The organism is Streptomyces lusitanus, assembly GCF_042647945.1.
Taxonomy (GTDB): Bacteria; Actinomycetota; Actinomycetes; order Streptomycetales; family Streptomycetaceae; genus Streptomyces; species Streptomyces pseudogriseolus.
On sequence record NZ_JBHRWL010000006.1, the window covers coordinates 44,970 to 69,485 of the forward strand.

Annotated in this window: 22 protein-coding genes; 14 read left to right on the top strand and 8 right to left on the bottom strand. The window is 74.9% G+C overall.

Going from position 1 to position 24,516, the window contains the following annotated elements:
* Nucleotides 1-26: 26 nt before the first annotated feature.
* Together ACFOSY_RS09880 and ACFOSY_RS09885 are read right to left on the bottom strand one after the other, a co-directional pair.
* On the bottom strand, nucleotides 27-512 hold the full coding sequence (locus ACFOSY_RS09880) for an SRPBCC family protein (protein WP_394306370.1): 486 nt from the start codon (nucleotides 510-512) through the stop codon (nucleotides 27-29).
* Nucleotides 509-904, bottom strand: a complete 396-nt coding sequence (locus tag ACFOSY_RS09885) for an ArsR/SmtB family transcription factor (protein WP_394306371.1) — start codon at nucleotides 902-904, stop codon at nucleotides 509-511. Before ACFOSY_RS09885 ends, ACFOSY_RS09880 begins: the two co-directional genes overlap by 4 nt.
* 127 nt (nucleotides 905-1,031) lie before the next feature.
* Between ACFOSY_RS09885 and ACFOSY_RS09890 the strand changes: the two genes are divergently transcribed.
* The 3 genes from ACFOSY_RS09890 (at nucleotide 1,032) to ACFOSY_RS09900 (ending at nucleotide 3,743) form a co-directional block, all read left to right on the top strand.
* Nucleotides 1,032-2,561, top strand: a complete 1,530-nt coding sequence (locus ACFOSY_RS09890; RefSeq protein ID WP_394306372.1) for an FAD-dependent oxidoreductase — start codon at nucleotides 1,032-1,034, stop codon at nucleotides 2,559-2,561.
* Nucleotides 2,562-2,690: 129 nt separating this feature from the next.
* Complete coding sequence (locus tag ACFOSY_RS09895) at nucleotides 2,691-3,533, top strand: polysaccharide deacetylase family protein (protein ID WP_394306373.1); 843 nt, start codon at nucleotides 2,691-2,693, stop codon at nucleotides 3,531-3,533.
* A gap of 18 nt (nucleotides 3,534-3,551) precedes the next feature.
* The gene (locus ACFOSY_RS09900; RefSeq protein ID WP_369159405.1) at nucleotides 3,552-3,743 is read left to right on the top strand and encodes a hypothetical protein; all 192 of its coding nucleotides are present in this window, start codon (nucleotides 3,552-3,554) and stop codon (nucleotides 3,741-3,743) included.
* 44 nt (nucleotides 3,744-3,787) lie between these two features.
* On the opposite strand, the gene gvpJ is transcribed toward ACFOSY_RS09900, so the two are convergent.
* Entirely contained in the window at nucleotides 3,788-4,153 is a 366-nt protein-coding gene (gene gvpJ, locus ACFOSY_RS09905) for a gas vesicle protein GvpJ (RefSeq protein ID WP_394306374.1), read from the bottom strand.
* A gap of 59 nt (nucleotides 4,154-4,212) precedes the next feature.
* On the opposite strand from gvpJ, the gene ACFOSY_RS09910 reads away from it, so the two are divergent.
* The 3 genes from ACFOSY_RS09910 (at nucleotide 4,213) to ACFOSY_RS09920 (ending at nucleotide 8,887) form a co-directional block, all read left to right on the top strand.
* Nucleotides 4,213-4,932, top strand: a complete 720-nt coding sequence (locus tag ACFOSY_RS09910; protein ID WP_394306375.1) for a peptidyl-tRNA hydrolase — start codon at nucleotides 4,213-4,215, stop codon at nucleotides 4,930-4,932.
* A gap of 115 nt (nucleotides 4,933-5,047) precedes the next feature.
* The gene (locus ACFOSY_RS09915; protein WP_394306376.1) at nucleotides 5,048-6,643 is read left to right on the top strand and encodes an alpha/beta hydrolase; all 1,596 of its coding nucleotides are present in this window, start codon (nucleotides 5,048-5,050) and stop codon (nucleotides 6,641-6,643) included.
* Nucleotides 6,644-6,829: 186 nt separating this feature from the next.
* The gene (locus ACFOSY_RS09920) at nucleotides 6,830-8,887 is read left to right on the top strand and encodes a neutral/alkaline ceramidase (protein WP_394306377.1); all 2,058 of its coding nucleotides are present in this window, start codon (nucleotides 6,830-6,832) and stop codon (nucleotides 8,885-8,887) included.
* A gap of 49 nt (nucleotides 8,888-8,936) precedes the next feature.
* Here the strand turns inward: ACFOSY_RS09920 and ACFOSY_RS09925 are convergent, their stop codons facing one another.
* On the bottom strand, nucleotides 8,937-9,590 hold the full coding sequence (locus ACFOSY_RS09925; protein WP_394306378.1) for a DUF7691 family protein: 654 nt from the start codon (nucleotides 9,588-9,590) through the stop codon (nucleotides 8,937-8,939).
* A 208-nt stretch (nucleotides 9,591-9,798) separates the two neighbouring features.
* Here ACFOSY_RS09925 and ACFOSY_RS09930 point away from each other — a divergent pair, with 208 nt between their 5' ends.
* From ACFOSY_RS09930 to ACFOSY_RS09940, 3 genes are all read left to right on the top strand, one after another.
* Complete coding sequence (locus ACFOSY_RS09930; protein ID WP_394306379.1) at nucleotides 9,799-11,109, top strand: DUF692 domain-containing protein; 1,311 nt, start codon at nucleotides 9,799-9,801, stop codon at nucleotides 11,107-11,109.
* Nucleotides 11,110-11,248: 139 nt separating this feature from the next.
* Entirely contained in the window at nucleotides 11,249-12,031 is a 783-nt protein-coding gene (locus ACFOSY_RS09935) for a TIGR04222 domain-containing membrane protein (protein ID WP_394306380.1), read from the top strand.
* Nucleotides 12,032-12,152: 121 nt separating this feature from the next.
* The gene (locus tag ACFOSY_RS09940) at nucleotides 12,153-13,763 is read left to right on the top strand and encodes an alpha/beta hydrolase (protein WP_394306381.1); all 1,611 of its coding nucleotides are present in this window, start codon (nucleotides 12,153-12,155) and stop codon (nucleotides 13,761-13,763) included.
* 54 nt (nucleotides 13,764-13,817) lie between these two features.
* Here the strand turns inward: ACFOSY_RS09940 and hemQ are convergent, their stop codons facing one another.
* Together hemQ and hemG are read right to left on the bottom strand one after the other, a co-directional pair.
* Nucleotides 13,818-14,543 (bottom strand): hydrogen peroxide-dependent heme synthase, encoded by a 726-nt coding sequence (gene hemQ, locus ACFOSY_RS09945; protein ID WP_394306382.1) that lies wholly within the window; start codon nucleotides 14,541-14,543, stop codon nucleotides 13,818-13,820.
* A 5-nt stretch (nucleotides 14,544-14,548) separates the two neighbouring features.
* On the bottom strand, nucleotides 14,549-16,006 hold the full coding sequence (gene hemG, locus ACFOSY_RS09950) for a protoporphyrinogen oxidase (protein WP_394306383.1): 1,458 nt from the start codon (nucleotides 16,004-16,006) through the stop codon (nucleotides 14,549-14,551).
* Nucleotides 16,007-16,163: 157 nt separating this feature from the next.
* Here hemG and ACFOSY_RS09955 point away from each other — a divergent pair, with 157 nt between their 5' ends.
* Entirely contained in the window at nucleotides 16,164-17,237 is a 1,074-nt protein-coding gene (locus ACFOSY_RS09955; protein WP_394306384.1) for a DUF4349 domain-containing protein, read from the top strand.
* A 48-nt stretch (nucleotides 17,238-17,285) separates the two neighbouring features.
* The gene (locus ACFOSY_RS09960) at nucleotides 17,286-18,683 is read left to right on the top strand and encodes an FAD-dependent oxidoreductase (protein WP_394306385.1); all 1,398 of its coding nucleotides are present in this window, start codon (nucleotides 17,286-17,288) and stop codon (nucleotides 18,681-18,683) included.
* A 710-nt stretch (nucleotides 18,684-19,393) separates the two neighbouring features.
* Here the strand turns inward: ACFOSY_RS09960 and ACFOSY_RS09965 are convergent.
* Complete coding sequence (locus ACFOSY_RS09965; RefSeq protein ID WP_006130498.1) at nucleotides 19,394-19,738, bottom strand: hypothetical protein; 345 nt, start codon at nucleotides 19,736-19,738, stop codon at nucleotides 19,394-19,396.
* 132 nt (nucleotides 19,739-19,870) lie between these two features.
* On the opposite strand from ACFOSY_RS09965, the gene ACFOSY_RS09970 reads away from it, so the two are divergent.
* Both ACFOSY_RS09970 and ACFOSY_RS09975 read left to right on the top strand, forming a co-directional pair.
* Complete coding sequence (locus ACFOSY_RS09970; RefSeq protein ID WP_394306695.1) at nucleotides 19,871-20,695, top strand: rhomboid family intramembrane serine protease; 825 nt, start codon at nucleotides 19,871-19,873, stop codon at nucleotides 20,693-20,695.
* A gap of 83 nt (nucleotides 20,696-20,778) precedes the next feature.
* Nucleotides 20,779-22,314 carry a glycoside hydrolase family 43 protein gene (locus ACFOSY_RS09975; RefSeq protein WP_394306386.1) on the top strand — a complete coding sequence of 512 codons (1,536 nt, stop codon included), beginning with the start codon at nucleotides 20,779-20,781 and terminating at the stop codon, nucleotides 22,312-22,314.
* Nucleotides 22,315-22,338: 24 nt separating this feature from the next.
* Here ACFOSY_RS09975 and hemE read toward each other — a convergent pair whose 3' ends face one another.
* Nucleotides 22,339-23,406, bottom strand: a complete 1,068-nt coding sequence (gene hemE / locus ACFOSY_RS09980) for a uroporphyrinogen decarboxylase (RefSeq protein ID WP_394306387.1) — start codon at nucleotides 23,404-23,406, stop codon at nucleotides 22,339-22,341.
* Between the two features lie 207 nt (nucleotides 23,407-23,613).
* Between hemE and ACFOSY_RS09985 the strand changes: the two genes are divergently transcribed.
* Nucleotides 23,614-24,246 (top strand): DUF3000 domain-containing protein, encoded by a 633-nt coding sequence (locus ACFOSY_RS09985; RefSeq protein WP_394306388.1) that lies wholly within the window; start codon nucleotides 23,614-23,616, stop codon nucleotides 24,244-24,246.
* The last annotated feature ends 270 nt before the right edge of the window (nucleotides 24,247-24,516 follow it).

Below are 24,516 nucleotides of genomic sequence, written 5' to 3' on the forward strand. Positions count from 1 at the left end.
CGCCGCCCCCCCCCCCCTCCCGCCGTTCAGCTCTCCAGCAGCGCGTCCATCTGGCCCACGGCCTGGCTCATGCCCTCGACCATGCCCATCTCGGCCAGCTGCTCCATCTGCTCCCGGGTGTCGAACACGGACCGCAGTTCCATCCGCGTCCCGCCCTCGCGCCCGGTGAGCGTCATCCGGACCGTGGTGACCGGCATCTCCGGGTCCGGCCGCCCGTCCTGGTCGGCGAAGCCGTCGGTGAACTCCAGCGACGTCGGCGGCGTGACCGAGGAGACCCGCCACCAGCCGCCGTACTTCTCGCCCTCCGGCCCGGTCATGTGGTATTTCACGCCGCCGCCCGCCGTGAGGTCGTGCTCCTCGACGGTCGCCGGGAACCCGGGCGGGCCCCACCAGCGCTCCAGCAGCCGCGGGTCGGCCCACAGCTGCCAGACGCGCTCCACCGGTGCGGTGAAGTCCGCGACGAGGGTGAGCGTGAGGGTGTCGACGTCCTTGTCGACACGGGTGAGAGTCATCCGTCCGGTCCTTTCCTGTCGCTTGCGTGCGCGGGCCCGCCGACGTCCGGGCCGTCGTCCTCCGAGAGCAGGCCGGACATCCGGTCCACCCGGGCCCGCCAGGCCGACTCCAGCGCGTCGAGCGCCTGCCGCGCGCGGGCCACCGCGTCGGGGTCGGTGCGTACGAGCTGCTCCCGTCCGCGCCGCTCCTTGGTGACCAGTCCCGCCCGCTCCAGCACGGTGACGTGTTTCTGCACCGCGGCGAAGCTCATCGGGTACGCGGCGGCCAGCCGTGACACGGACAGCTCACCGCGGACACAGCGGCGCAGCATGTCGCGCCGCGTCGCGTCGGCCAGCGCGTGGAACAGCCGGTCCACGGCCCGGTCGGCCTCGTCCATCCCATCTACAACCATTTGGTTGTACGTTACGCCCGCGCCCGCACGCCCGCAAGCGCACGCGGCCCCGGACCGGCCGCCGTACAGCCAGCCCGCCGTACAGCCCGCCGCCGTGAAGCCCCCGCGCCGGGGTACCCGCCCCCGCATGACGGAGGAGAAGCAGCACTCGGGTGACTCGTACTGGCTGACCACCGCGCCCGGCGGGGAGCGCCGCCCCGCGCTGGGCGACAACCTGGACGTCGACGTGGCGGTGATCGGCGGCGGCATCGCGGGCCTCTGCACGGCGTGGGAGCTGGCCCGGGCGGGTCGCAGCGTCGCCGTGCTGGAGGCCGGCCGGATCGCGGCGGGCGTGACCGGGCACACCACCGCCAAGGTCACCGCGCTGCACTCCCTGGTCTACGACAAGCTGCGCCGCACCCGCGGCAGCGAGGGCGCGCGGCTGTACGCCCGGTCGCAGGCGGAGGCGATCGAGCGGACGGCCGGGGTGGTGGAGGAGCTGGGCGTCGCGTGCGAGTGGGAGCGGCGCAGCTCGTACACGTACGTCACGGACGCGGACCGGGTGGACGAGGTGCGCGCGGAGGCGCGGGCCGCGCGGGAGGCGGGGCTGCCCGCGTCGTTCGTGGAGGAGACGGGGCTGCCGTTCCCGGTGGCGGGGGCGGTGGAGGTGACGGGCCAGGCGCAGTTCCATCCGCGCCGGTACCTGCTGGCGCTGGCCGACGACATCGAGGCGCACGGCGGCCGCCTGTTCGAGGACACCACGGTGCTGGGCCTGGAGGAGGGCGAGCCCTGCCGGCTGTCGACGTCGACCGGGGCGTCGGTGACGGCCCGGGACGTCGTGGTCGCCACCCACTACCCGGTCTTCGACCGCGCGCTGCTGTTCACCCGCCTCTCCCCGCGCCGCGAACTGGTCGTCGCGGGCCCGGTGCCGGCGGAGCTGGACCCGGAGGGCATGTACATCACCCCGTACGACGGCTCCCGCTCGGTGCGCACCGCGCCCTACGGCGACGACGCCTCGCGTCGGCTGCTGGTGGTCACCGGCGAGCACTTCACTCCGGGCACCGGCGACACCCGCGCCCGCTTCGACCGGCTGGCGGGGTGGGCCCGCCGGCACTTCCCTGGGGTGGAGCTGACACACTTCTGGGCGACGCAGGACAACGACCCCACCGACACGGTGCCGCTGGTCGGCCCGCTGCACCAGGGCGCCCGGCACACGTACGTCGCCACCGGCTTCGGCGGCTGGGGCATGAGCGGCGGCATGATGGCGGGCCGGCTGCTCGCCGCGCGGATCACCGGCGGGGAGTGCGCCTGGGCCGGGCTGTACGACCCGCGGCGGCTGGCCTCGGCCGTGCGGGAGGCGCCGGCCTTCCTCAAGCACCAGGCGCAGGTGGCCCAGCACTTCGTCGGGGACCGGCTGCGCCCGTCGCCCCCGGTGGAGGCGCTGCCGCCGGGCGAGGGGGCGGTGGTGCGCACGGAGAGCGGCCGGCTGGCGGTGTACCGGGACGACGACGGCGCCCTGCACGCGGTGTCCGCCCGCTGCACCCACCTGGGCTGCCTGGTCGGCTTCAACGCGGCCGAGCGCGCGTGGGAGTGCCCGTGCCACGGGTCCCGCTTCGACACGGACGGGAAGGTCGTGCAGGGACCGGCCACCAAGCCGCTGGAGCGGCGGGACATCTGAGCCCGCCCAGGCTCCCATCGGCGGGGCCGGGGCCGGTCGGAGGAGGCGTGCCCTCCGACCGGGTGAGCGCGCCGTCCCCTCCGCCCGAGCCGCGACGGCCACCGCCGACCGTCGCCCTACTGTCATACGGTGATCACACTTTCACGTCGTGTTATCGCCGCCTGCGTCCTCGCCGCCGCCCTCACCGCGTGCGGCGCCCCCGCCGGTCCCGCCGCGCGTCCGCCCGCCCCCGCACCCTCCCCCGCCGTCCCGTCGGCGCCGCCCACGCTCGCCGCGGGCCCCGCGGGTCTCACCCCGGTGTTCGACCACGGGCCCCGGGACGCCGGCAAGACCGTGGCCCTCACCTTCGACGCCGACATGACCGCCGACCAGGGCCCGAGGGCCGCGGCGGGCGAGCACTTCGACCATCCGCGGCTGATCGGAACGCTGCGGGCGCTGAAGGTGCCGGCGACGGTGTTCATGACGGGCCGGTGGGCCGAGGAGTACCCGGACCAGGCCCGCGCCATCGGCCGTGACCCGCTCTTCGAGGTCGCCAACCACTCGTACAGCCACTACGCCTTCACCGGCGACTGCTACGGCCTGCCCACGGTGCCCGAGGAGCGGATGCGGGCCGACGTGGAGCGGGCGTACCGGGCGTTCCGTGCGGTGGGCGTGCCGAACCCGATGCCGTACTTCCGCTTCCCCGGCGGCTGTTACGACCGGCGGGCGCTCAGGGCGCTCACCCCGGCCGGCGTCACGGCCGTGCAGTGGGACGTCGTCGGCGGCGACGCCTTCGCCACCGACGCGGACGCGGTGGCCCGGCAGGTGCTGGACGGGGTGCGGCCCGGCTCGGTGGTCGTCCTGCACTGCACCCGCAGCGCCGCTCCGACGACGGAGGAGGCGGTACGCACGGTCGTGCCGGAGCTGCGCCGCCGGGGCTACCGGTTCGTCAAGGTCTCCGAGCTGATCGGCGCGGCGAACGGACGCGGCTGACCGTCCTACGCTGGAGGCATGAGCGACGACGTGACCGACCGCGACTACTGCCTCGCCGGCGGCGAGCGCCCGCCGAAGGCGGACGGCCCGCCCTACGCGGCGTGCGTCCAGTGCCAGGAGCCCACGGAGTACCCGGAGACGTACAAGGGCATCACGCTGTGCCCGGTCTGCGAGTGGCGCGAGGCGGAGCGCACGGCCTGCTCCGGCTGACCGGCCGGGGCGCGCTGTCCGCCTTACGCCCGCTTCGGTCGTCGCTACGCCCGCTTAGGCTCGTCGCGCGCCGACCGGAAGGCCTCCGAGACGGTCTCCGCGGCGCCGGACAGCAGCCCCTTGGCCGCTCCCCGCGAGCCGGACTCCCGCATCTTGTCCGGCAGTTCCGTCAGCCCGGCGGGCTTGCGCGGCCCGGCCTCCAGGTCGAGCCGGTTGCACGCCTCGGCGAAGCGCAGATAGGTGTCGACGCTCGCCACCACGATGCGTATGTCGATCTTGAGTATCTCGATCCCGACCAGAGACACCCGCACGAACGCGTCGACCACCAGCCCTCGGTCCAGAATGAGCTCCAGCACGTCGTACAGACCGCTGGAGCCGCCCCCGCCGCGCTGCGGCACCGCCTGAGTCATCGCGCATCAGTCCCTTCCCCCACCCTGGTGCCCGCTCGGCGCCTTGGCACACTGGGCGGGTGAACGACGACCGGACGACACCCGCCCCCGACAGCCCCTTCCGACCCGAGCCCGGTGACCGGGACGCGGCGCCGCAGTTCGTGCTGCCGCTCGTGGTCCGTATCGAGCGCGGCTCGCCGCCCGCGCGGACGGACGCCCTGGAGACGGCCGCCCGCGCGGTGCTGGTGATGCTGACCGACGAGCGGTCGGCGGGCGAGGGTGAGTGGGCGCGAGCGATGCGCGACTGGCAGGACGCCCGTATCCGGAAGGTGGTGCGGCGGGCGCGTGGCGCGGAGTGGCGGCGCGCGGAGGCGCTTCCCGGGATCACCGTGACCGGGAAGTCGGCCGAGGTGCGGGTCTTCCCGCCGGTGCCGCTGGACGGCTGGCCCAAGGACCTGGCCCGGCTTCAGGTGTCGGGCACCGACCTCGACGACCCGGACCCGGTGCCGCCGGCGGACCCCGGCGTGCCCACGCTGTGGATGAACCCGGAGCTCGAGATGTCGGCCGGCAAGGCGATGGCCCAGGCCGGGCACGGCGCCCAGCTCGCCTGGTGGGAGCTGCCGGGCGCGGCGCGTGAGGCCTGGCGGGCGGCCGGCTTCCCGCTGGCCGTGCGCACCGCCGACCCGGCCGACTGGCCCGCGCTGACCGGCGGCGGCCTGCCGACGGTGCGCGACGCGGGCTTCACGGAGATCGCCCCCGGTTCGTGCACGGTGGTGGCGGACCACCCGGCGCTGCGCTGAACCGACACTGCGCTGAACCGGCACCGCGCCGAGCCGACGCTGCGCCGGCCCTGGCGCGTCCCCCGGATGGATGTGCGGCCGTGCGGCGGCGGTTGGGCCGCCGGAGGCTGGGCGCATGCCGACACCACGTACGACAGCCGCTGCCCTGCTGTCCGGCGCCGTCCTGCTCTCCGCCTCCCTGGCCGCCTGCGGCCCGGCCGGCGGGGGCGCGGCCGGAGGCGGAGGCGGCGAGGAGGACGACCGCGGACGGATATGGGCGCAGTCCCTCGAGTGGAAGGACTGCCCCGCTCCGTCCCCCCTGCAAGGCGGAGGAGAGGCGCCCGAACCGTTGCCGGACGGCACCCGCTGGCAGTGCGCCACCATGCGGGCGCCGCTGGACTGGGACAGACCCGGCGGTGAGACCGTCGGCCTCGCCCTGATCCGGGCGGCGTCCCGCGCGGACGCCGCCGACCGCATCGGCTCGCTGCTGTTCAACTTCGGCGGGCCCGGCGAGTCCGGCGTGGCGACCCTGCCCGCCCTCGCCGCCGACTACGAGCAACTCCGGTCCCGCTACGACCTGGTGAGCTTCGACCCGCGCGGGGCGGGCGCCAGCTCCGGGGTCGCCTGCCTGGACGCCGACGCGGCGCAGGCGATGACCGAGCAGGACGACACCCCCGACGACGGCGACGACGAGGTGACCGCCCTGCTCCAGGCGCGGCAGCGGTACGCCGACGCCTGCGAGAAGGAGTCGGGCCGCGTGCTGCCGCACGTGGGCACCGAGGACGCCGCCCGCGACATGGACCTGCTGCGCCATCTGCTCGGCGACGACAAGCTGCACTACCTGGGGATCTCCTACGGCACCGAACTGGGCGGCGTCTACGCCCACTTGTTCCCGCAGCACGTGGGCCGTGCCGTCCTGGACGGTGTCGTGGACCCGACGCTGGACCAGATGCAGGGGGCGCTCGCGCAGGCGGGCGGGTTCCAGCTGGCCTTCGACCACTTCGCCCAGTGGTGCGTGGACACCGGCTGTGCCCTCGGTGACAGCCCGGAGGAGATCACGCAGCTGGTCATGCGGCTGGAGGAGGCCCTGGACGACGAGCCGCTGACCGTCGACGGGGAGAGGGTGTTCACCGGCTCCCAGCTCATCGACGCCGTCGTCCAGGCGCTGTACCTGGAGACCGCGTGGCCCGCCCTGGAGGTGGGCCTCCAGCTGCTCGCCGCCGACGAGGGCGAGACCCTGCTCGGCCTCGCGGACGCCCTGATCGGCCGCCACGCCGGCGGCTTCAGCGACCAGCAGGACGCGCAGACCGCCATCACCTGCGCCGACCGCAGCGACCGCTACACCGTGGAGGACGTGCTGGAGCGGGCCACCGCGTTCGAGGAGGCGTCCCCGCTGTTCGGCGACACCATGCTGTGGGGCACGCTGGAGTGCACCGACTGGCCGGTGCGGGGCAAGGCCGCGCACCCGGACGTGAGCGCGCCGGGCGCGCCGCCGATCCTGCTCGTCGGCAACACCGGCGACCCGGCGACGCCGTACGAGGGCGCCGCGCGGATGGCGGAGCGGCTCGGCAAGGGCGTCGGCGTGGAACTCACCTACGAGGGCGAGGGACACGGCGCGTACGACTCCGGCAACACCTGTGTGCGCGAGGCCGTGAACGCGTATCTGCTGGACGGCACGGTGCCGGCCGCGGGGACCGTGTGCGAGCGGGAGTCGCTCCAGGGCAAGGGGTAGGCGCGGAGGCACGGCGGCGGGAGCCGGCCCGGCGCGTCCGTGGTGAGCGGACCCGCCGGGCCGGCTTCGTCGTGCGCGCAGCACTCTTGCCGTGTTCATGGCAGCCGGTGTACCAAGGAAGCGCGCGAACTTGAATGTTGTTCATGTTTCGCCCGTCGGCGGCCGACCGAGTCCGAGGAGCAGCGTATGACCGCGGAACGTCCTCCCCTGCGCAGCCGCCGGACCGTCCTGAAGGCGGGCGCCGTCACCGGCCTCGGTCTCGCGGGCGCGCAGCTGGTCTCCGCGGGCGCCGCGTCCGCCGCGGAGGACGGCGGCTATCTCGTCGGCCGGGGGATCTCCGACGCCACCGGCGAGGTCGCCGAGGTCGGCATGATGGGGTACGGACGGTTCGACCAGCAGGCGGCGGGTCTGCACACCCGGCTGCGGGCGCGGGCGTTCGTGGTGGTGGAGCGGGCGAGCGGGCGCCGTGTGCTGCTGATCGTCGCCGACTCCCCCATGATCTTCGACAGCGTGCACCGGGCGGTGCTGGGCCGGCTCAGGCAGGCGTACGGCGACCTCTACACGGCGCGGAACGTGCTGATCTCCGCCACCCACACCCACGCGGGCCCCGGCGGCTACTCGCACCATCTCCTCTACAACACCACGACGTTCGGCTTCCACCGGGCGACCTTCGAGGCGGTGGCGGACGGCCTGTTCGAGGCGGCGCGCCACGCGCACGAGGACCTCGCCCCGTCCGAACTGCTGCTCAGTCACGGCACGTTGACCGGTGTCAGCGCCAACCGCTCGCGGACCGCCTTCGACCGGAACCCGAAGGCCGACCGCGACCACTTCCCGGACGGCGTGGACACCCTGACCACCCTGCTGCGGGTGGAGCGCGAGGGCCGCACGGTCGGGGCGGTCAACTGGTTCCCGGTGCACGGCACCAGCATGTCCGGCGACAACCGCCTGATCAGCGCCGACAACAAGGGGTACGCGGCCTACCACTGGGAGCGCGAGGTCCACGGCGTGGACTATCTCGCCGACGGCACACCGGAGTTCGTGTCGGCGTTCGCGCAGACCAACAGCGGCGACATGTCGCCCAACCTGGACCTGGTGCCGCCCACCACGCCCGCCGACTTCGAGTCCACCCGCACCAGCGGGCTGCGGCAGTACGAGGCGGCCGCGGCCCAGGCGGCCACGCCCGGCGTGCGGCTGTCCGGGCCGGTCGACTCGCGGCTGGTGTACGTCGACCTCTCCGACGTCACCGTGCGCCCGGAGTTCACCGGCGACGGGAGGACGCACCGCACGTCCAAGCCGTGCGTGGGAGCGTCGATGGCGGCCGGCAGCCTGGAGGACGGGCCCGCCTTCCCCGGCTTCGAGGAGGGCGACAACCCGTTCTGGGACGCGATCTCGAACTCGATCGTCTACACGGTGTCCCCCGAGCTGAAGCAGGCGCAGGCGCCGAAGGACGTCTTCGTGCCGATCGGGGAGATGAACCGGATCTACCCCTGGGTCCAGGAGCGGGTGCCGGTGATGCTGGTGCGCATCGGCGGCCTGTACCTCATCGGCATCCCCGGCGAGGTCACCGTCTGCGCGGGCCTGCGGCTGCGGCGCACGGTCGCCGGGATCGTCGGCGCGGACCTGGACGACGTGCTGGTCGCCGGGTACAGCAACTCCTACTTCCACTACGTGACCACGCCGGAGGAGTACGACGCCCAGCAGTACGAGGGCGGCAGCACCCTCTTCGGGCGCTGGCAGCTCCCGGCGCTCCAGCAGACCGCGGCCGAGCTGGCGGTGTCCCTGCGCGACGGCACGGACCTGCCGCTCGGACCCGAGCCGCCGGACCTGTCCGGCTCGGTGCTCTCGCTCCAGCCCGGCGTGGTGCTGGACGCGCCGCCCCTGTTCCGGAAGTTCGGCGACGTGCTGGTGCCGCCGCGGGAGAACTACCGGACCGGGGAACGCGTCGAGGTCGTCTTCGCGGGCGCCCACCCGGGCAACGACCTGCACCGCGGCGACACGTACTTGCGGATCGAGCGGCGGGACTCCGGCGGCGCCTGGCGCACCGTCGCCGACGACGGCGACTGGGCGACCCGCTTCCACTGGGCCCGCGACGGCATCGCCGCGTCCAAGGTCACCGTCACCTGGGACATTCCCCAGGGCACCCCTTCGGGCACCTACCGCGTCGTCTACCACGGCGACGCGAAGAGCCTCGGCGGGACGATCTCGTCGATCGAGGGGGTCTCGACGGCCTTCCAGGTCCGCTGAGCCCGCCGGGCGCGCCCGGCGGGCGGGTCCGGCGCGCGCGGGCGGCGGCTCAGCCGGTGATGGAGAAGAAGATCGTGTCCTGGTCGTACCAGTCGAGGGCCTTCGTCGCGTACTCCCACTCGCCGTGCTCGCTCTCCAGCAGGGACGCGAACCGGTCGACCTCGTCGCGGAACTCCGGCGACACGGAGCCGGACACCGCGCGGTAGGCGTCCGCGGCGGGCTTGGCCCTGGCGAGCGGGAACATCCCGATGTGCGGGCCGTCCACCGCGTGCGGGAAGAGGAACGGTATCTCCGCGGGCGGGCCCGAGAACACGTGCGGGTACAGCAGCAGGTCCTCGCTCACCCCGACGCGGCGCAGCTCCTCGTCCAGGGCGAGGAGGAAGGTGGCGGGCTTGGAGTAGACGCCGAGGTCGTACGGGTCGGACCCGTTGAGGTCGATGACGCACTGCAGGGCCCTGGTGTAGGCGCCTGCCGCGTACCCCGCGGTCGAGTCCGCACGGCCCTCCAGGAGGTGGTCGAGGGCCTCCGGTATCCGCAGTCCCCAGTCGACGCCCTGTGCGTCCAGGTCCTCCTGGGCGGCCTCGGCACGCTCCCGCACCATGCCGAGGACACGGTGCTGCTCGGGCGTGAGCGTCTCGCCCGCTCCGAGGTACGACAGGACTTTGGCCTTCCCGGCCGTGTTGCAGCTGATGATCCGGCTCATGCGGCTCATCCTGCCGTACGCCACTGACAACGCGTCAGGCGGTGCCGCTGCCCCGGCGGCCCTATCCCAACCTCAAATGTTCCTCTGAAGGCGGCCGGAGGACGGTTCGGACGCGGACCCCGGGGCCATATCCCCGGCACGTCCGGCACGTCCCGTGCGGACGGATCGGGGGCCGGGCGGGAACGCCGGGGTGAAGGAGGGGACGGGGATGACGACGGTGCGGCTGGGGACCGGGATCGGGTGGCGTCCGGAGATCGCGGACGCGGTGGAGGCCATGCCGGGCGTCGACTGGATCGAGGCGGTGGCCGAGAACGTCTGCCCCGGCCATCTGCCCGACTCGCTGCTGCGGCTGCGGGAGCGCGGCGTGACGGTCGTGCCGCACGGCGTCTCCCTGGGGCTCGGCGACGCCGGACGCCCCGACGAGCGGCGGCTGACCGCGCTCGCCGAGCGGGCCACGGCCCTGGGGTCGCCGCTGGTCACCGAGCACATCGCGTTCGTGCGGGCGGGCGGTCCGCTGACCGCGTCCCCCGGCATCGAGGCCGGGCATCTGCTGCCGGTGCCGCGCACCCGTGACGCCCTCGACGTGCTGTGCGAGAACGTCCGCATCGCCCAGGACGCGCTGCCGGTGCCGCTCGCCGTGGAGAACATCGCCGCGCTGTTCTCCTGGCCCGGCGAGGAGATGACCGAGGGACAGTTCCTGTACGAGCTGGCCGACCGCACCGGCGTACGGCTGCTCATCGACGTCGCCAACCTGCACACCAACCACGTCAACCGGGGCGAGGACCCGGCCAAGGCGCTCGCCGAACTCCCCCTGGAGGCCCTCGCGTACGTCCATGTCGCGGGCGGCGTCGAACGGGACGGCGTGTGGCACGACAGCCACGCCCACCCGGTGCCGCCGGCCGTGCTGGACATCCTCACCGACCTCGCCTCCCGCGTGTCGCCCCCGGGCGTGCTGCTGGAGCGGGACGAGCACTTCCCGCCCCCGGCCGAGCTGGAGCGCGAACTGGACGCTATCCGCCGGGCGGTGGAGGCGGGGGCGCGGGTCCGCGGGACTTCGACGCCGGAGCGGGTGCGGGAGCCGGCCGCCGTCGGGCCCGTCGCCGAGGCCGCCCGGGAGCGGCTGGCGCTGGCCCAGACCGCGGTGCTGTCCTCGCTGGTCGCGGGGACGCCGGTGCCGGAGGGGTTCGACCGGACGCGGATGCGGGTGCAGGCACGGGCGCTCGCCGCCAAGCGGGCCGACGTCGTCGCGAAGGTGGCCCCGGAGCTGCCGGAGATCCTCGGCGACGGCTACCGGCCGGCCTTCCTCGCGTACGCGCGGACCCGCCCGATGACGGGCGGCTACCGGCAGGACGCGATGGCCTTCGTCGACCAACTGCTGAGTTCCCGACGCCCGGAGGACCCGCGGGCGCGACGCGAGCTGCGCGCGTGGTGGCTCGACCGCTCGGGCCCCCGCCCCCGCGCCCACCGCCCGGCGACCCGCCTGGCCCGCGCGACCCGCCGGGCACTGCTCCGCCGCTGAGGCGTCACCGGACGGTACGCGCACGACGCCGGCCTCGCGCCGCGCGACGAGGTCGGATTCGCGCCACGAACCGGCACATCGCGTCCGGATCGTGAACAAGGCATGGTGTTTCTGCGACCGCGTCCCTTACAAACAGTCCATGTTCTGGGTACCTCTTCTGCTTCTGGCCTGGGCGATCGCCGGGGTCGCCGGGTTGCGGCTGTGTCGTGCGGCGGTGCGTGAGGCGGCGGCCGGCGGTGACGACGCGGGAGGACGCCGGGGACTGACGCTGTACGAGGCGGCCTTCCTGTCGGGCGGGCCCGCCCGGGTCGCCGACCTCACGCTCGTCGCGATGGCCCGTCAGCGGCGGCTGCTGCTCGCCCACACCGGCTGGGCCACCGTCGTCGATCCGCGCGGGCGGGACGACATGGAGCGCACGGTGATAGGGGCGATCGGGCCGGACGGGCAGTCCCCCATAGCGCCGGTGCGCAAGGCGGCGGCGACCGCGGAGGCGGTGCGCGCGCTGGCGGACCGGCTGGTGCGCGCCGGGCTCGCGGTGCCGGAGGGCGACGGGCGGACCGTCGCGGAGGCGCTGCGCGGGCTGCGCCTCGCCGTGCCGGCCGTGGCCGGTCTCGCCGCCGCCGCGCTGCTCCTGCCCGCGCCGTCGCAGATGCCGCGCCTGCTGGTCGCCCTGTGGTTCGCGCTGCCGCTGGCGTTCACACTGGGCTGCCTGGCCATCGCGCGCTTCGAGCTGAGCCCCGCCTCGCGCTGGGCGTCCCCGGCGGGACAGCGGCTGCTGGCCTCCGTACGCCGGGCGGCGGACGACGACACCGACGACGACCGCGCGTATCTCACCTGCGTCGCGGTGCGCGGGGTGCACGCGGTGGACGAGCCGCAGCTGCGCGCGGCCTTCGCGCACCGGGAACCACGCCTGGAGTGGTGACCGGGCCGCCCCGAGGCGGTGAACCGGCCGCCGACACCCGGCGGGCGGTCCTTGCCCGGCACCCCGCATGCCGAAAACATCCCTTGTGTCGCCGCAGCGCACCGAAGGGATCACCTCACCGATGAGAACCGCCGCCGCCCTCGTGGCCGCCGGGTCCTTGCTCCTCACCACCCCGGCATCGGCCGTCCCGGCCCCCGCGGCCGCACCCGCGTCCGCGGCTCGCGGCACTGCTGAGGCGCGCGGCACCGCGGTGGCCGCCGCGCGCGCCGCCTCCGAGGGGATCGACTTCGGCCCGTGCACCGAGGAGCAGGAGCTGCCGCCCACGGTGGAGTGCGGCACCCTGCGCGTCCCGCTCGACTACGCCCGCCCGGACGGCGAGCGGATCCCGCTCACCGTCAGCCGCTCCCGGGCCACCGGGCAGGACCCCGCGACGGGGCGCGCGGTCCCCCGTCAGGGGTCCCTGGTCGACAACCCGGGCGGGCCGGGCGTCAGCGGCATGTACTTCCCGATGCTGAGCATGGCGCCGGGCTGGAAGCGGCTCGCCGCCGCCTACGACCTGGTCGGCTACGCGCCGCGCGGGGTGGGCCGGTCCGCCCCGCTGTCGTGCACCGACCCCAAGACCTTCCACCAGGGTCCCGCGCCGGCGCCCCAGCACCCCTCGGCGCGGGTCAAGCGGGAGCGCGCGGCCCGCGCCGCGGCGTACGCGCGAGGGTGCGCCGAGCGGGCGGGCGACGCGCTGCGGCACTACACCTCGCTGAACAACGCCCGCGACCTGGACGTGCTGCGCGCCGCGCTGGGCGAGACCCGGCTGACGTATCTCGGGTCGTCGTACGGCACGTACATCGGGGCGCTGTACGCGACGCTGTTCCCCTCGCACGTACGGCGGATGGTGTTCGACTCGGCGGTGAACCCGGCGCCGGAGCGGATCTGGTACCGCAACAACCTGGCCCAGTCGGCCGCGTTCGAGGACCGCTGGGCGGACTTCCGCGCCTGGGCCGCCCGCCACCACGGCGTGTACGGGCTGGGCGACACCCCGGGCGAGGTGCGGGACAGCTACGACCTGGTGCGGGAGCGGCTGGCGCGGACGCCGGCGGGCGGGAAGGTCGGCCCGGCGCAGCTGCACGCGGCGATGCTGAAGGCGGCGTACTACGACGACCACTGGCCGCAGCGGGCGCACGCCCTGTCGGCGTATCTGAAGGGCGATCCCGGGCCGCTGGTGGAACAGGCGGAGGAGCACCCCGAGGCGGCGGCGGAGGCGGAGAACACGCGCGCGGTGTATCTGGCGGTGGAGTGCAACGACGCCCCCTGGCCGGCGGACTTCGCGGTGTGGGACCGGGACAACACGCGGCTGGCGCGCCGGGCGCCGTTCGAGACGTGGGACAACGTGTGGACCAACCTGCCCTGCGCCTCCTGGCCGGCGCCGAGGCAGCGGCCGCTGGACGTGCGCGCCGGGGCGGGCGCCCTGCCGCCCACGCTGATCCTGGCGGCCGAACGGGACGCGGCCACCCCGTACGACGGGGCGCTGGAGCTGCACCGGAGGCTGGCCGGGTCGGCGCTGGTGACGGAGCGGGACGCCGGCAGCCACGGCCTCGCGGGCGGCGCCAACGCGTGCGTGAACGCCTATCTGACGGCGTATCTGCTGGAGGGCCGGGTGCCGGGGCGGCGCGCGTCCTGCGCACCCCACCCGGCGCCCGAGCCCAGGGCACCCCGGTCCTCGGCGCCCGCGGCCTGAGCGGCGTCAGGCCGCGCCGGCGTCAGGCCGCGCCGGCGTCAGGCCGCGCCGGCGTCAGGCCAGACCGGCGACCAGCTCGGCGACGTCCTTGCGGCGGCCCGTGAAGAACGGGACCTCCTCACGGACGTGCATCCGCGCCTCCGAGCCGCGCAGGTGACGCATCAGGTCGACGATGCGGTACAGCTCGTCGGCCTCGAAGGCGAGGATCCACTCGTAGTCGCCGAGGGAGAACGAGGCGACCGTGTTGGCGCGCACGTCCGGGTAGCCGCGGGCCATCTTGCCGTGGTCCGCGAGCATCCGGCGGCGGTCCTCGTCCGGCAGCAGGTACCAGTCGTAGGAGCGCACGAACGGGTAGACGCTCACGTAGTCGCGGGGCGTCTCGTCGGCGAGGAACGCCGGGATGTGCGCGCGGTTGAACTCGGCGGGGCGGTGCAGCGCCATGTTCGACCAGACCGGTTCGAGCGCGCGGCCCAGGCGGGTGCGGCGGAAGAGGTTGTAGGCCTCCTGGAGCTGGTCGGCGGTCTCGGCGTGCCACCAGATCATGAGGTCGGCGTCCGCGCGCAGGCCCGACACGTCGTAGGTGCCGCGGATCGTGACGTCCTTGGCGGCGAGCTGGTCGAACAGCTCCTGGACCTCCTCGGCGTAGCCGGCGCGGTCCTCCGGCAGGACGTCCTTCAGCTTGAACACGGACCACAGGGTGTAGCGGATGACCTCGTTGAGGTCCTTGGCCAGCTTGCCCTTGTTGGGGATCCGGTCGGGGGTGGTGGCGTCGTCACTCATGTCCCTTATTCTCCTGCTCCTCCGTGAAGGCTTTGCACCGGGTGCGCGGTGAGCTCCTGCACACCGCGCAGGTCACCCTGCACCTGGTCGGCGGCGGCGTACGCGCTCGCGATGCACGCCGGGACGCCGACGCCGTCGTAGGCGGCGCCGCAGACGGCCAGCCCGGACAGGCCCGCGAGGTGCTCGCGGACGCGGGCCACGCGCGCGTGGTGGCCGACCGGGTACTGCGGCAGGCCGTCGTCCCAGCGGGTCACGCGCGCGGCGACCGGCTGGGCGTCCAGGCCGGTGGCCGCCTTGAGGTCGTGCCGGGACAGCTCCACCAGCTCGTCGTCGTCGCGGTGCAGGATCTCCGTCTCGCCGTGGCGGCCGACGGAGGTGCGCACGACGGCCAGGTCCGGGTTCTCCTCGGCGATCCAGCCCCACTTGCGGGACGTGAACGTGGCCGCCTTGATCGTGCGGCCGTCCACGGGCGGCACCAGGAACCCGCTGCCCTCGGGCAGCCGCGCCTCGTCGCGCCGGTAGGCGAGGGTGATCAGCGCCATCGAGGCGTACTCGACGGCGGACAGCTCGGCGGCGGCGCCCGGCGCCTCGGCGCGCAGCAGGCCGGCGGCGGCCGGGGCGGGCACGGCGACGACGACGGCGTCGGCGTGCAGCACCTCGCCGCCGGCGACGAGCCGCCAGCCGTCGTCGGGGTCGCGGCGCAGTTCGGTGACCGGCGTGCCGGTGAGGACGCGGACGCCGTGGGAGCGCAGCGAGTCGGCGACCGCGAGCGGGAGGGTGCCCACGCCGCCCGCTACGCCCGTGAAGACGGGACCGGCCTGCTGTGCGGCGGCCGTCCTCTCCTGGACGGCGCGGACCGCCTCGGTCAGGGTGGCGTGCGCGCGGGCGGCCTCGAAGAGCTGCGGGACGGCCGAGCGCATCGAGATGCGGTACGCGTCCCCCGCGTACACCCCGCCGAGCAGGGGTTCCACGAGCCGGTCGACGACCTCCCGGCCGAGCCGCTCGGCGACGTACGCGCCGATCGCGACGTCGTCGCCGATCTCGGTGGGCGGCAGTTCGGCGTCCCGTCCGATCCGGGCGAGCCCCTCGTCGGACAGCACCCCGGCGAGGGCGGCGGCGGTGCCGGGGACGCCCATGACGTGCCCCTTCGGCATGGGGCGCAGCGCGCCGCGGGTCCACAGCGCGGCGGAGGCGGTGGCGGGCGGCTGGAGCCGGTCGGCCATGCCCACCGCGCGGGCGAGTCCGACCGCCTCGGGCCTGCGGGCCAGCAGCGACTCGGCGCCGAGGTCGACGCGGGCGCCCGCGATCTCGCCGGGCAGCAGCTTGCCGCCGACCCGTTCCGAGGCCTCCAGCACGGTGACCCGCGCCCCGTGCTCCAGCAGCCGGTGCGCGGCGGCCAGTCCGGCGATGCCCGCTCCGACGACGACGGCGTGCCGGCCGCCGTCCGTGTGTGATCCGCTCATGCCCCCACCCTCTCAAACGCCGCCCGCCGGCCTGCCAGGGCCGTGTGGCCCTGTCGAGTCCCTACCGTGACCCCATCGCGACCGTCCGGCCCGAACGCCCGGCCCCCTCCCGGCGTCTGAGGAGCGTCAGCCGTCAGGACACGAGGGGGAGCCCCGCATGCGCACACGACGATCCGTACGATCCGCCCACGCCCTCGCCGGGGCCCTGCTGGCGGCGGCCCTCGCGGTCACCGGGTGCAGCGCCGGCGGCGACAGCGCCGACAGCAAGGCCGCGGGAGGCCAGGGGGTGGCGGCGGACGAGAGGGCGCCCGCGGAGGCGGCGCCGGGGTCCGCGGACCAGGGCGCGCCCGGCGGCACATCGGACCGGTCCCGGTCCGCCGCGCCGTCCGCGCCCCAGGTGGCGGCGGAGCACATCATCCGCACCGCCTCCCTGACGGTGCGCGTGAAGGACGTGCCGACGGCGCTCGACGAGGCCCGCACCGCGGCCGTGAACGCGGGCGGCTACGTCGGTGACGAGACCACCCGCCGGGACGGCCGGGGTCACGAGCGCACCCGCGTGGTGCTGCGGGTGCCCGTCGACGCGTACGAGGAGGTGCTGGCGGACCTGGAGGGCACGGGCACGCTGATCGAGCGCAGCGCGAACGCGGAGGACGTCACCGGCCAGGTGGTCGACGTGGAGAGCCGGATCAGGTCGCAGCGGGCGAGCGTGGCGCGGATCCGTGAGCTGATGGACCGGGCGACCCGGCTCAGCGACGTGGTGACGCTGGAGGGCGAGCTGAGCAGCCGCCAGGCGGACCTGGAGTCGCTGCTCGCCCAGCAGGCGTCCCTGAAGGACCGTACGAGCCTCGCCACCATCACGCTCACGCTGTCCGAGACGCCGGTGCGGAAGGCGGTGGAGAAGGAGGACGACGACCCCGGCTTCCTGGACGCGCTCGCGGGCGGCTGGGGCGTCTTCGTGACGCTGCTGCGCTGGCTGACGGTGGCGCTCGGCGCGGTCCTGCCGTTCGCGGCGGTGGCGGCGCTGGTCGTCCTGGTGTGGCGGAAGCTGATCGGCCCCCGGCTGCCGCGCCGTCCGCGCCCGGAGCCCGCGACGGGCGGCGGTCCGGGCACGGGCACGCTGCCCGTCGTCCCGCCGGTCCCGGGGCGTGCGCCGGTCGCGGGGAGTGCGCCGGTCGCGGGGGGTCCGTCCGCCCCGGAGCGCGCCACGGACGCCGGGAGCGACGACGCCTGAGGGACCTCGCGTCCCCCGCCTCCGCCCCTCCCCCGTAGCGTGGGCGGCATGAACACGAACGCTGCGCACGGGGCGAGGGAACGGCTGGTCGTGATCGGCGGCGACGCCGCGGGCATGTCCGCGGCGTCGCAGGCCCGGCGGATGAAGGGGCCGGACGAGCTGGAGATCGTGGCGTTCGAACGCGGCCACTTCACCTCCTACTCCGCCTGCGGCATCCCCTACTGGGTGGGCGGCGACGTCGACGACCGGGACCGGCTGATCGCGCGCACCCCCGAGGAGCACCGGGCGCGGGACATCGACGTGCGGCTGCGCACCGAGGTCACGGAGATCGACGTGGACCGGGGGCGGGTGCGCGCCCGCGACCTGGAGTCCGGCGCCGAGGTGTGGACGTCGTACGACAAGCTGGTGATCGCGACCGGCGCGCGGCCGGTCCGCCCGGACCTGCCCGGGATCGACGCGCCGGGCGTGCACGGGGTGCAGACCCTGGACGACGGGCAGGCGCTGCTGGACACGCTGGCCCGCACGGGAGGGCGCCGCGCGGTGGTCGTGGGGGCGGGTTACATCGGCGTGGAGATGGCCGAGGCGCTGATCAATCGCGGCTACGAGGTGACGGTCGTCAACCGGGGCAGGGAGCCGATGGCGACGCTCGACCCCGACATGGGCCGGCTGGTGCGCGAGGCGATGACCGGCCTGGGCATCACGATGGTCGACGACGCGGAGGTGACGGCGCTGCCGACCGGCGCCGACGGCCGGGTGCGCGCGGTCGCCACCGCGGACGCCGAGTACCCCGCCGACGTCGTCGTCCTGGGCATCGGCGTGCGGCCCGAGAACGCCCTCGCGCGGGACGCCGGGCTGCCGCTGGGCGACCACGGCGGGCTGCTCACCGACCGGTCGCTGCGGGTGCGCGGCCGGGAGAACGTGTGGGCGGGCGGCGACTGCGTGGAGGTCCTCGACCTGGTCTCCGGGCAGCTGCGGCACATCCCGCTCGGTACCCACGCCAACAAGCACGGCCAGATCATCGGCACGAACGCCGGCGGCGGCTACGCGACCTTCCCCGGCGTGGTCGGCACGGCGGTCAGCAAGGTGTGCGACCTGGAGATCGCGCGCACCGGCCTGCGCGAGAAGGACGCCCGCCGCGTGGGCCTGCGCTTCGAGGCGGTGACGATCGAGTCGACCAGCCGCGCGGGCTACTACCCGAACGCCGCTCCCATGACGGTGAAGATGCTGGCGGAGCTGGGCACGGGCCGCCTCCTCGGCGTCCAGATCGTCGGCCGTGAGGGCGCGGGCAAGCGCGTGGACATCGCGGCGGTCGCCCTCACGGCGGGGATGACGGTCCACCAGGTCGCGGCCCTCGACCTGGGCTACGCCCCGCCGTTCTCCCCGGTGTGGGACCCGGTGCAGGTGGCGGCGCGGAAGGCGGCGACGAAGATCAGCGCATCGCGGTGACCGCTGCCGCCCCGCCGACGACGCCGACCCGGCGCGTTGGGCGTGAACTCACCCCCGGCGGCGCGGGAACCGGATCGCCAGACGTGCCGGACGCAGCGCGCCCCGCGTCTTCCGTGCCCGTGCACAGCCGCAGCGTCTTCCGACCACGCGCCCTCGACGGGACGGCGTCACGCCGTCCCCGGCGCCGGCACAACCCCGGTGGGCGTCAGCTACAGCCCGGCCGCACCGGCGCCCCAACCCGGCCGGAGCAAGCCCGGCGCGCGGCCCGGGCCAGGCAGGCGTGCCGGACACAACGCGCCCCGCATCTCCCGCGCCCCCGCGGCGTCGCACGACGCACGCGCCCCTCAACGGGACGGCGTCACACCGTCCCCGATGCCGGCACGGCCCAGTGAGCTTGAGCTCGACCCGACGGCACGGAAACCCGAGCCCGGCGGGCGAGTCGGACCCGGCGCGCCCCGCGTCTACCGTGCCGTCAGTAGGCGGCAGCCGCGCCTCGCCGCACGTCAGCCCTCGACGGGACGGCGTCACGCCGTCCCCGGCGCCGGCACAACCCCGGTGGGCGTCAGCTACAGCCCGGCCGCACCGGCGCCCCAACCCGGCCGGAGCAAGCCCGGCGCGCGGCCCGGGCCAGGCAGGCGTGCCGGACACAACGCGCCCCGCATCTCCCGCGCCCCCGCGGCGTCGCACGACACCCCCTCGACGGGACGGCGTCACGCCGTCCCGTTGATCCGTTCGATCGCCTGGCGGGCCTGTTCCGCCGGCGGGCGGGACGGCAGGGAGGAGACCGAGCCGGACGCCGGCGTGGAGGCGGTGGACGGGGGGACGGCGGGCGGCTGTTCGCCGGCGGGCCGGGCGTGCGCGGCACCGGCCCGCACGGACCGCAGGCGGTGGCCGACCGCCTCGTCCAGCGTCACAGGACGCTGCATCTGCGAGGCGAGCCGCCCCGCCTCCTGGCCGAGCCGGGCGACGTCCTCCCAGGGGAGGCGGACCACGAGCGTCAGCTCGGCCTCGCCGTCGGGCAGCGCGTGCACGGGGACGGTCACTCGGTCGTTCATCGCCTGTGTCCTCACGTCGGCCCCGCGGCGCCTTCCCCGCGCCGCGGGCGGTTGTGGAGACATACGCGCGGCGGACGGGCGGCGTTCAGGGGCCCGCTGATTCACCGGCGGCCGTCCGGGCACATGTGGGATGTGGTCATCCCCGTCCATGACGTGAACCCCGCGCGGCGCACCCCCTGGGTGACGTACGCGCTGATCGTCGCGAACGTCGTCGTGTTCGTGGCGCTCACGCCCGGTGTCGTCGGCTCCCTGACCGGGGGCGGCGGCAGCCTGGCGGAGCTGTGCCATCTCCAGGCGTTCCTGGAGCGGTGGGCGGTGGTGCCCAGGGAGCTGATCCACCACCAGATGCCGAGCCTGGTGCCGACCGGCGCCACCGGCGTGGGCCCGCAGGGCGCGGGGTGCGTGATCGGCCCGCCGCGCTACGACAAGTCGCCCGAACTGAGCGTGCTGACGGCGATGTTCCTGCACGGCGGCTGGCTGCACCTGCTGGGCAACATGCTGTTCCTGTGGATCTTCGGCAACAACATCGAGGACCGCATGGGGCACGTCCGCTTCCTGCTGTTCTACCTGGTCTGCGGCTACGCGGCCGCGTACGGCTTCGCGGTGCTGGACGGCAGCTCGGGCGAGCCGCTGATCGGCGCGTCCGGGGCGATCGCCGGCGTCCTGGGCGCGTATCTGGTCCTCTATCCGCGGGCGCGGGTCTGGGTGCTGGTGCCGTTCCTGATCTTCCTGCCGCTGCGGCTGCCCGCGTGGATCGTGCTGGGCCTGTGGTTCGTGCTCCAGGCGGTGTACTCGGCCGGCCAGGGCCTCACGGACGCGGGCACGGTGGCGTACGCGGCGCACGTCGTGGGCTTCGTCGTCGGCATGCTGCTGGCGTGGCCGCTGAAGCCGGGCACTCCCCCGCCGCCCGAGCCGCGCGGCATCCTCTTCGGCAGACGGGCACGTCCCGGCCGGTAGGGGGCCAGTGCGCAGTCGACCTGCCGCTTGATCGTCCGCGCGCCTAGACTCCCCGCAGCAACCGCCGTCCGGAGGGGAGAACCGTGTTCGACCACACGTACAACAATCCGGTGATCAGCGGTTTCCATCCCGATCCGAGCGTGTGCCGGGCCGGTGACGACTACTACCTGGTGTGTTCCAGCTTCGAGTACTTCCCCGGACTGCCGCTCTTCCACACCCGGGACCTCGTGCACTGGGAGCAGATCGGCAACGTGCTCGACCGCCCCGAGCAGCTCCCGCTGCCGCTCCCCGGCTCGAAGGCGTCCGGCGGCCTCTACGCCCCCACCATCCGTCATCACGACGGCCTCTTCTGGGTCGTCAACACCAACGTCGACGGCGGCGGCAACTTCGTGGTGCGGGCCGAGCGGCCCGAGGGCCCGTGGAGCGACCCGGTGTGGATCGGCATCGAGGGGATCGACCCCGACCTGGCGTGGGAGGAGGACGGCACCTGCTGGTGCGCCTTCTCCGGTCCGGCAGGCGGCATCAACCTGGCGCGGATCGACCCCGTCGAGGGCACGGTGCTGGAGGGGCCCTTCCCCACCTGGTCGGGCAGCGGCCTGAAGTACCCGGAGGCGCCGCACCTGCTCCGCGTCGGCGACTGGTGGTACCTGCTGATCGCCGAGGGCGGCACGGAGCGCGGCCACGCCGTCTCGGTGGCGCGTGCCCGCTCCCCGCGCGGCCCCTGGGAGGGCGCGCCCGGCAACCCGCTGCTGTCGCACAGCGGCACCGGCCGCGCGATCCAGAACACCGGCCACGCCGACCTGGTCCAGGCGCCCGACGGCGGCTGGTGGATGGTGCTGCTCGGCGTCCGCCCGCGCGGGTTCACGCCCGACGTGCACGTCCTGGGCCGGGAGACGTTCCTGACGCCCGTGGAGTGGGACGAGGACGGCTGGCCGGTCGTCGCCCCCGTGCCCGAGCGTCATCCGGCGCCGGGCGGCGCCTGGCACCCCGTACCGGCCCCGCCCGCCCGCGACGACTTCGACGGGACCGCCCTCGCACCGCACTGGATCTCGCCGTTCACCCGCCCGGAGGATTCCTGGTCGCTCACCGAGCGCCCCGGCTCGCTGGTGCTGCACGCCGCCGGCCCCACCCTGGACACCCCCGGCTACACGTTCGTCGGCCGCCGCCAGCAGCACCACGACTGCCGCGTCACCACCCTGCTCGACCCGGGCACGGGACGCGGCGGTCTCTGCGTACGGCTGGACGAGGCCCACCACTACGAGGTGGAGGCCGGCGACGGCGAGGTGCGCGTCGTCGCCCGGATCGGACCGCTGAGCCAGACGGTGGCCCGGCGGCACGCCCCGCCCGGCCCGCTGACCCTCGGCGTGACCGTCCGCACCTCGGACCTGGTGCCGGCGTCGCCCCTGCTCACCGGCGGCCACACCACCGGCCCCGACACCCTCGCCTTCTGGCTGGGCGACCCCGCCGCCCCGGGCGCCCACCCGCTGGCCGAGCTGGACGGGCGCTACCTGTCCACCGAGGTCGCCGGCGGCTTCACCGGCCGCGTCATCGGCATGTACGCCACGGAGGGGTCGGTCGCGTTCGAGTGGTTCGAGTACGTCCCGACGCAGGGCGGCTGACGTCCGCCGGCCGCCCCCGGAAGGTCAGCGCGCGGTCGCCGTGTGGACGTACTCCACCAGCCGCGTCAGGGCGTCCGGGTCGGTGGACGGCATGACGCCGTGGCCGAGGTTGAAGACGTGGCCCTCCAGACCGGCGGCCGAGTCCAGGACCTCCTGGGCCTTGGTCTCGACGGCCTCGCGGCCGGCGAACAGCACGGTCGGGTCCAGGTTGCCCTGGAGCGCCTTGCCGGGGCCGACGCGGCGGGCGGCCTCGTCCAGCGGGACGCGCCAGTCGACGCCGACGACGTCCGCGCCGGCCTCGCCCATGAGCCCGAGCAGTTCCCCGGTGCCGACGCCGAAGTGGATGCGGGGGACTTCGTAGGAGGCCACCGCGTCGAACACCTTCGCCGACGCGGGCAGCACCGAGCGGCGGTAGTCGGCGGGGGCGAGCGCGCCGGCCCAGGAGTCGAAGAGCTGGACGGCCGAGGCGCCCGCCTCGATCTGCACCTTCAGGAAGGCGGCCGTGATGTCCGCGAGCCGGTCCAGCAGGTTTGCCCACAGCTCCGGGTCGCCGTACATCATCGCCTTGGCGTTCTCGTACGTGCGGGACGGGCCGCCCTCGACGAGGTAGCTGGCGAGGGTGAAGGGGGCGCCCGCGAAGCCGATCAGCGGGGTGGACCCGAGCTCGCGGGTCAGCATCCCGATCGCCTCGGTGACGTAGGGGACGTCCTCGGGGGTCAGGTCGCGCAGCCGGTCGAGGTCGGCGCGGGTGCGCACCGGCCGCTCGACGACCGGGCCGACGCCCGGCTTGATGTCGAGGTCGACGCCGATGGCCTTGAGGGGCACGACGATGTCGCTGAAGTAGATGGCCGCGTCGACCTGGTGACGGCGCACCGGCTGGAGCGTGATCTCGGTGACCAGCTCGGGGAGCATGCAGGAGTCGAGCATGCCGATGCCCTCGCGCACCTTGCGGTACTCCGGCAGGGAGCGCCCGGCCTGCCGCATGAACCACACCGGGGTGTGCGGCACCGGCTCACGCCGGCACGCCTTGAGGAAGGCGCTCTCGTACGTCGAAGTCGGCTGGCTGCCCGTCGGGCTCACGTTGACGCTCACACCGGCCAGTCTCGCATGTCACCGGGGCGGTCCCGGCCGCCGGGGATCCCGGGCGGCCGGGGAGCGGGGGGCGCGCGGCGCGAGGTGGGGCGTGATCCGGACACCCCCGGACGGCGCGGGTGTCCCTCCCTGCGCCGACGGCCCGTTCCGCTTAATCTTCCCCGCATGGCTGCGGCTCAGGGACGACTGTCGGACGGTGCTGGCGGAATGGACGAACCGAAGGAGGCAGGGGGCACCACCGGACCCGGGGGGACGCCCCCGCTGCCCTTCCGGGCCGCTGTCGACGCGCTGCGCGGCGCGCGGCTGCGCCCGCAGATCGAGGTCGAGCCCACCCCCGCGCCGAAACGCCTCGCGCCGTACGCGCACGCGCTGGAGGCGGCGGTCGTCGACGGGGAGGACGACCTCGCCGACGGCCGGCTGGTGCTGCTGTACGACCCGGCCGGGCACGACGCCTGGCGCGGCACGTTCCGGCTGGTGACCCTGGTCCGCGCGGAGCTGGAGCCGGAGATGGCGGCGGACCCGCTGCTGCCGGACGTGTGCTGGTCCTGGCTGACGGGTGCGCTCACCGCGCGCGGGCTGGCGTTCGGCGAGCCGAGCGGGACGGTGACGCGGGCGAGCTCCCACTACTTCGGCGGGCTGTCCGAGCGGCCGTCCGCCTCGCAGATCGAGATCCGCGCCTCGTGGACGCCGCGGGAGGGGCTGGGCGGGGTACCGGACACGGCGGCGCACCTGGTCGCCTGGTGCGATCTGCTCGCGCAGGTGGCGGGGCTGCCGCCGGCCGCGCCCGGGGACGCGTCGGTGGTGACGCTGCCGCAGCGGCGGGGGCCGCAGTCGCGCTGAGCGGACGCGGACGGGGTGGGGCCGGCCGTGGGCCGGCCGTGGGCCGGTCCCGGGCCGGTCCTGGGCGGTCGGGTTTCGGCCAGTCGTCATCGGGTGCCTCACGGAACGACTCACGGAACACCCCCGGCTGCCCCGCCGGCCGTCTCTTTGTCGATACGGCCACTTTCGGAAGCGTTCCGACGCAGACCGAAACCGTTCGATCTTCGAATGATCGATCGCGCGTCCGAATTGCCCGGATTGTTACTCACCAGATCGTGATCATTTCCTAAA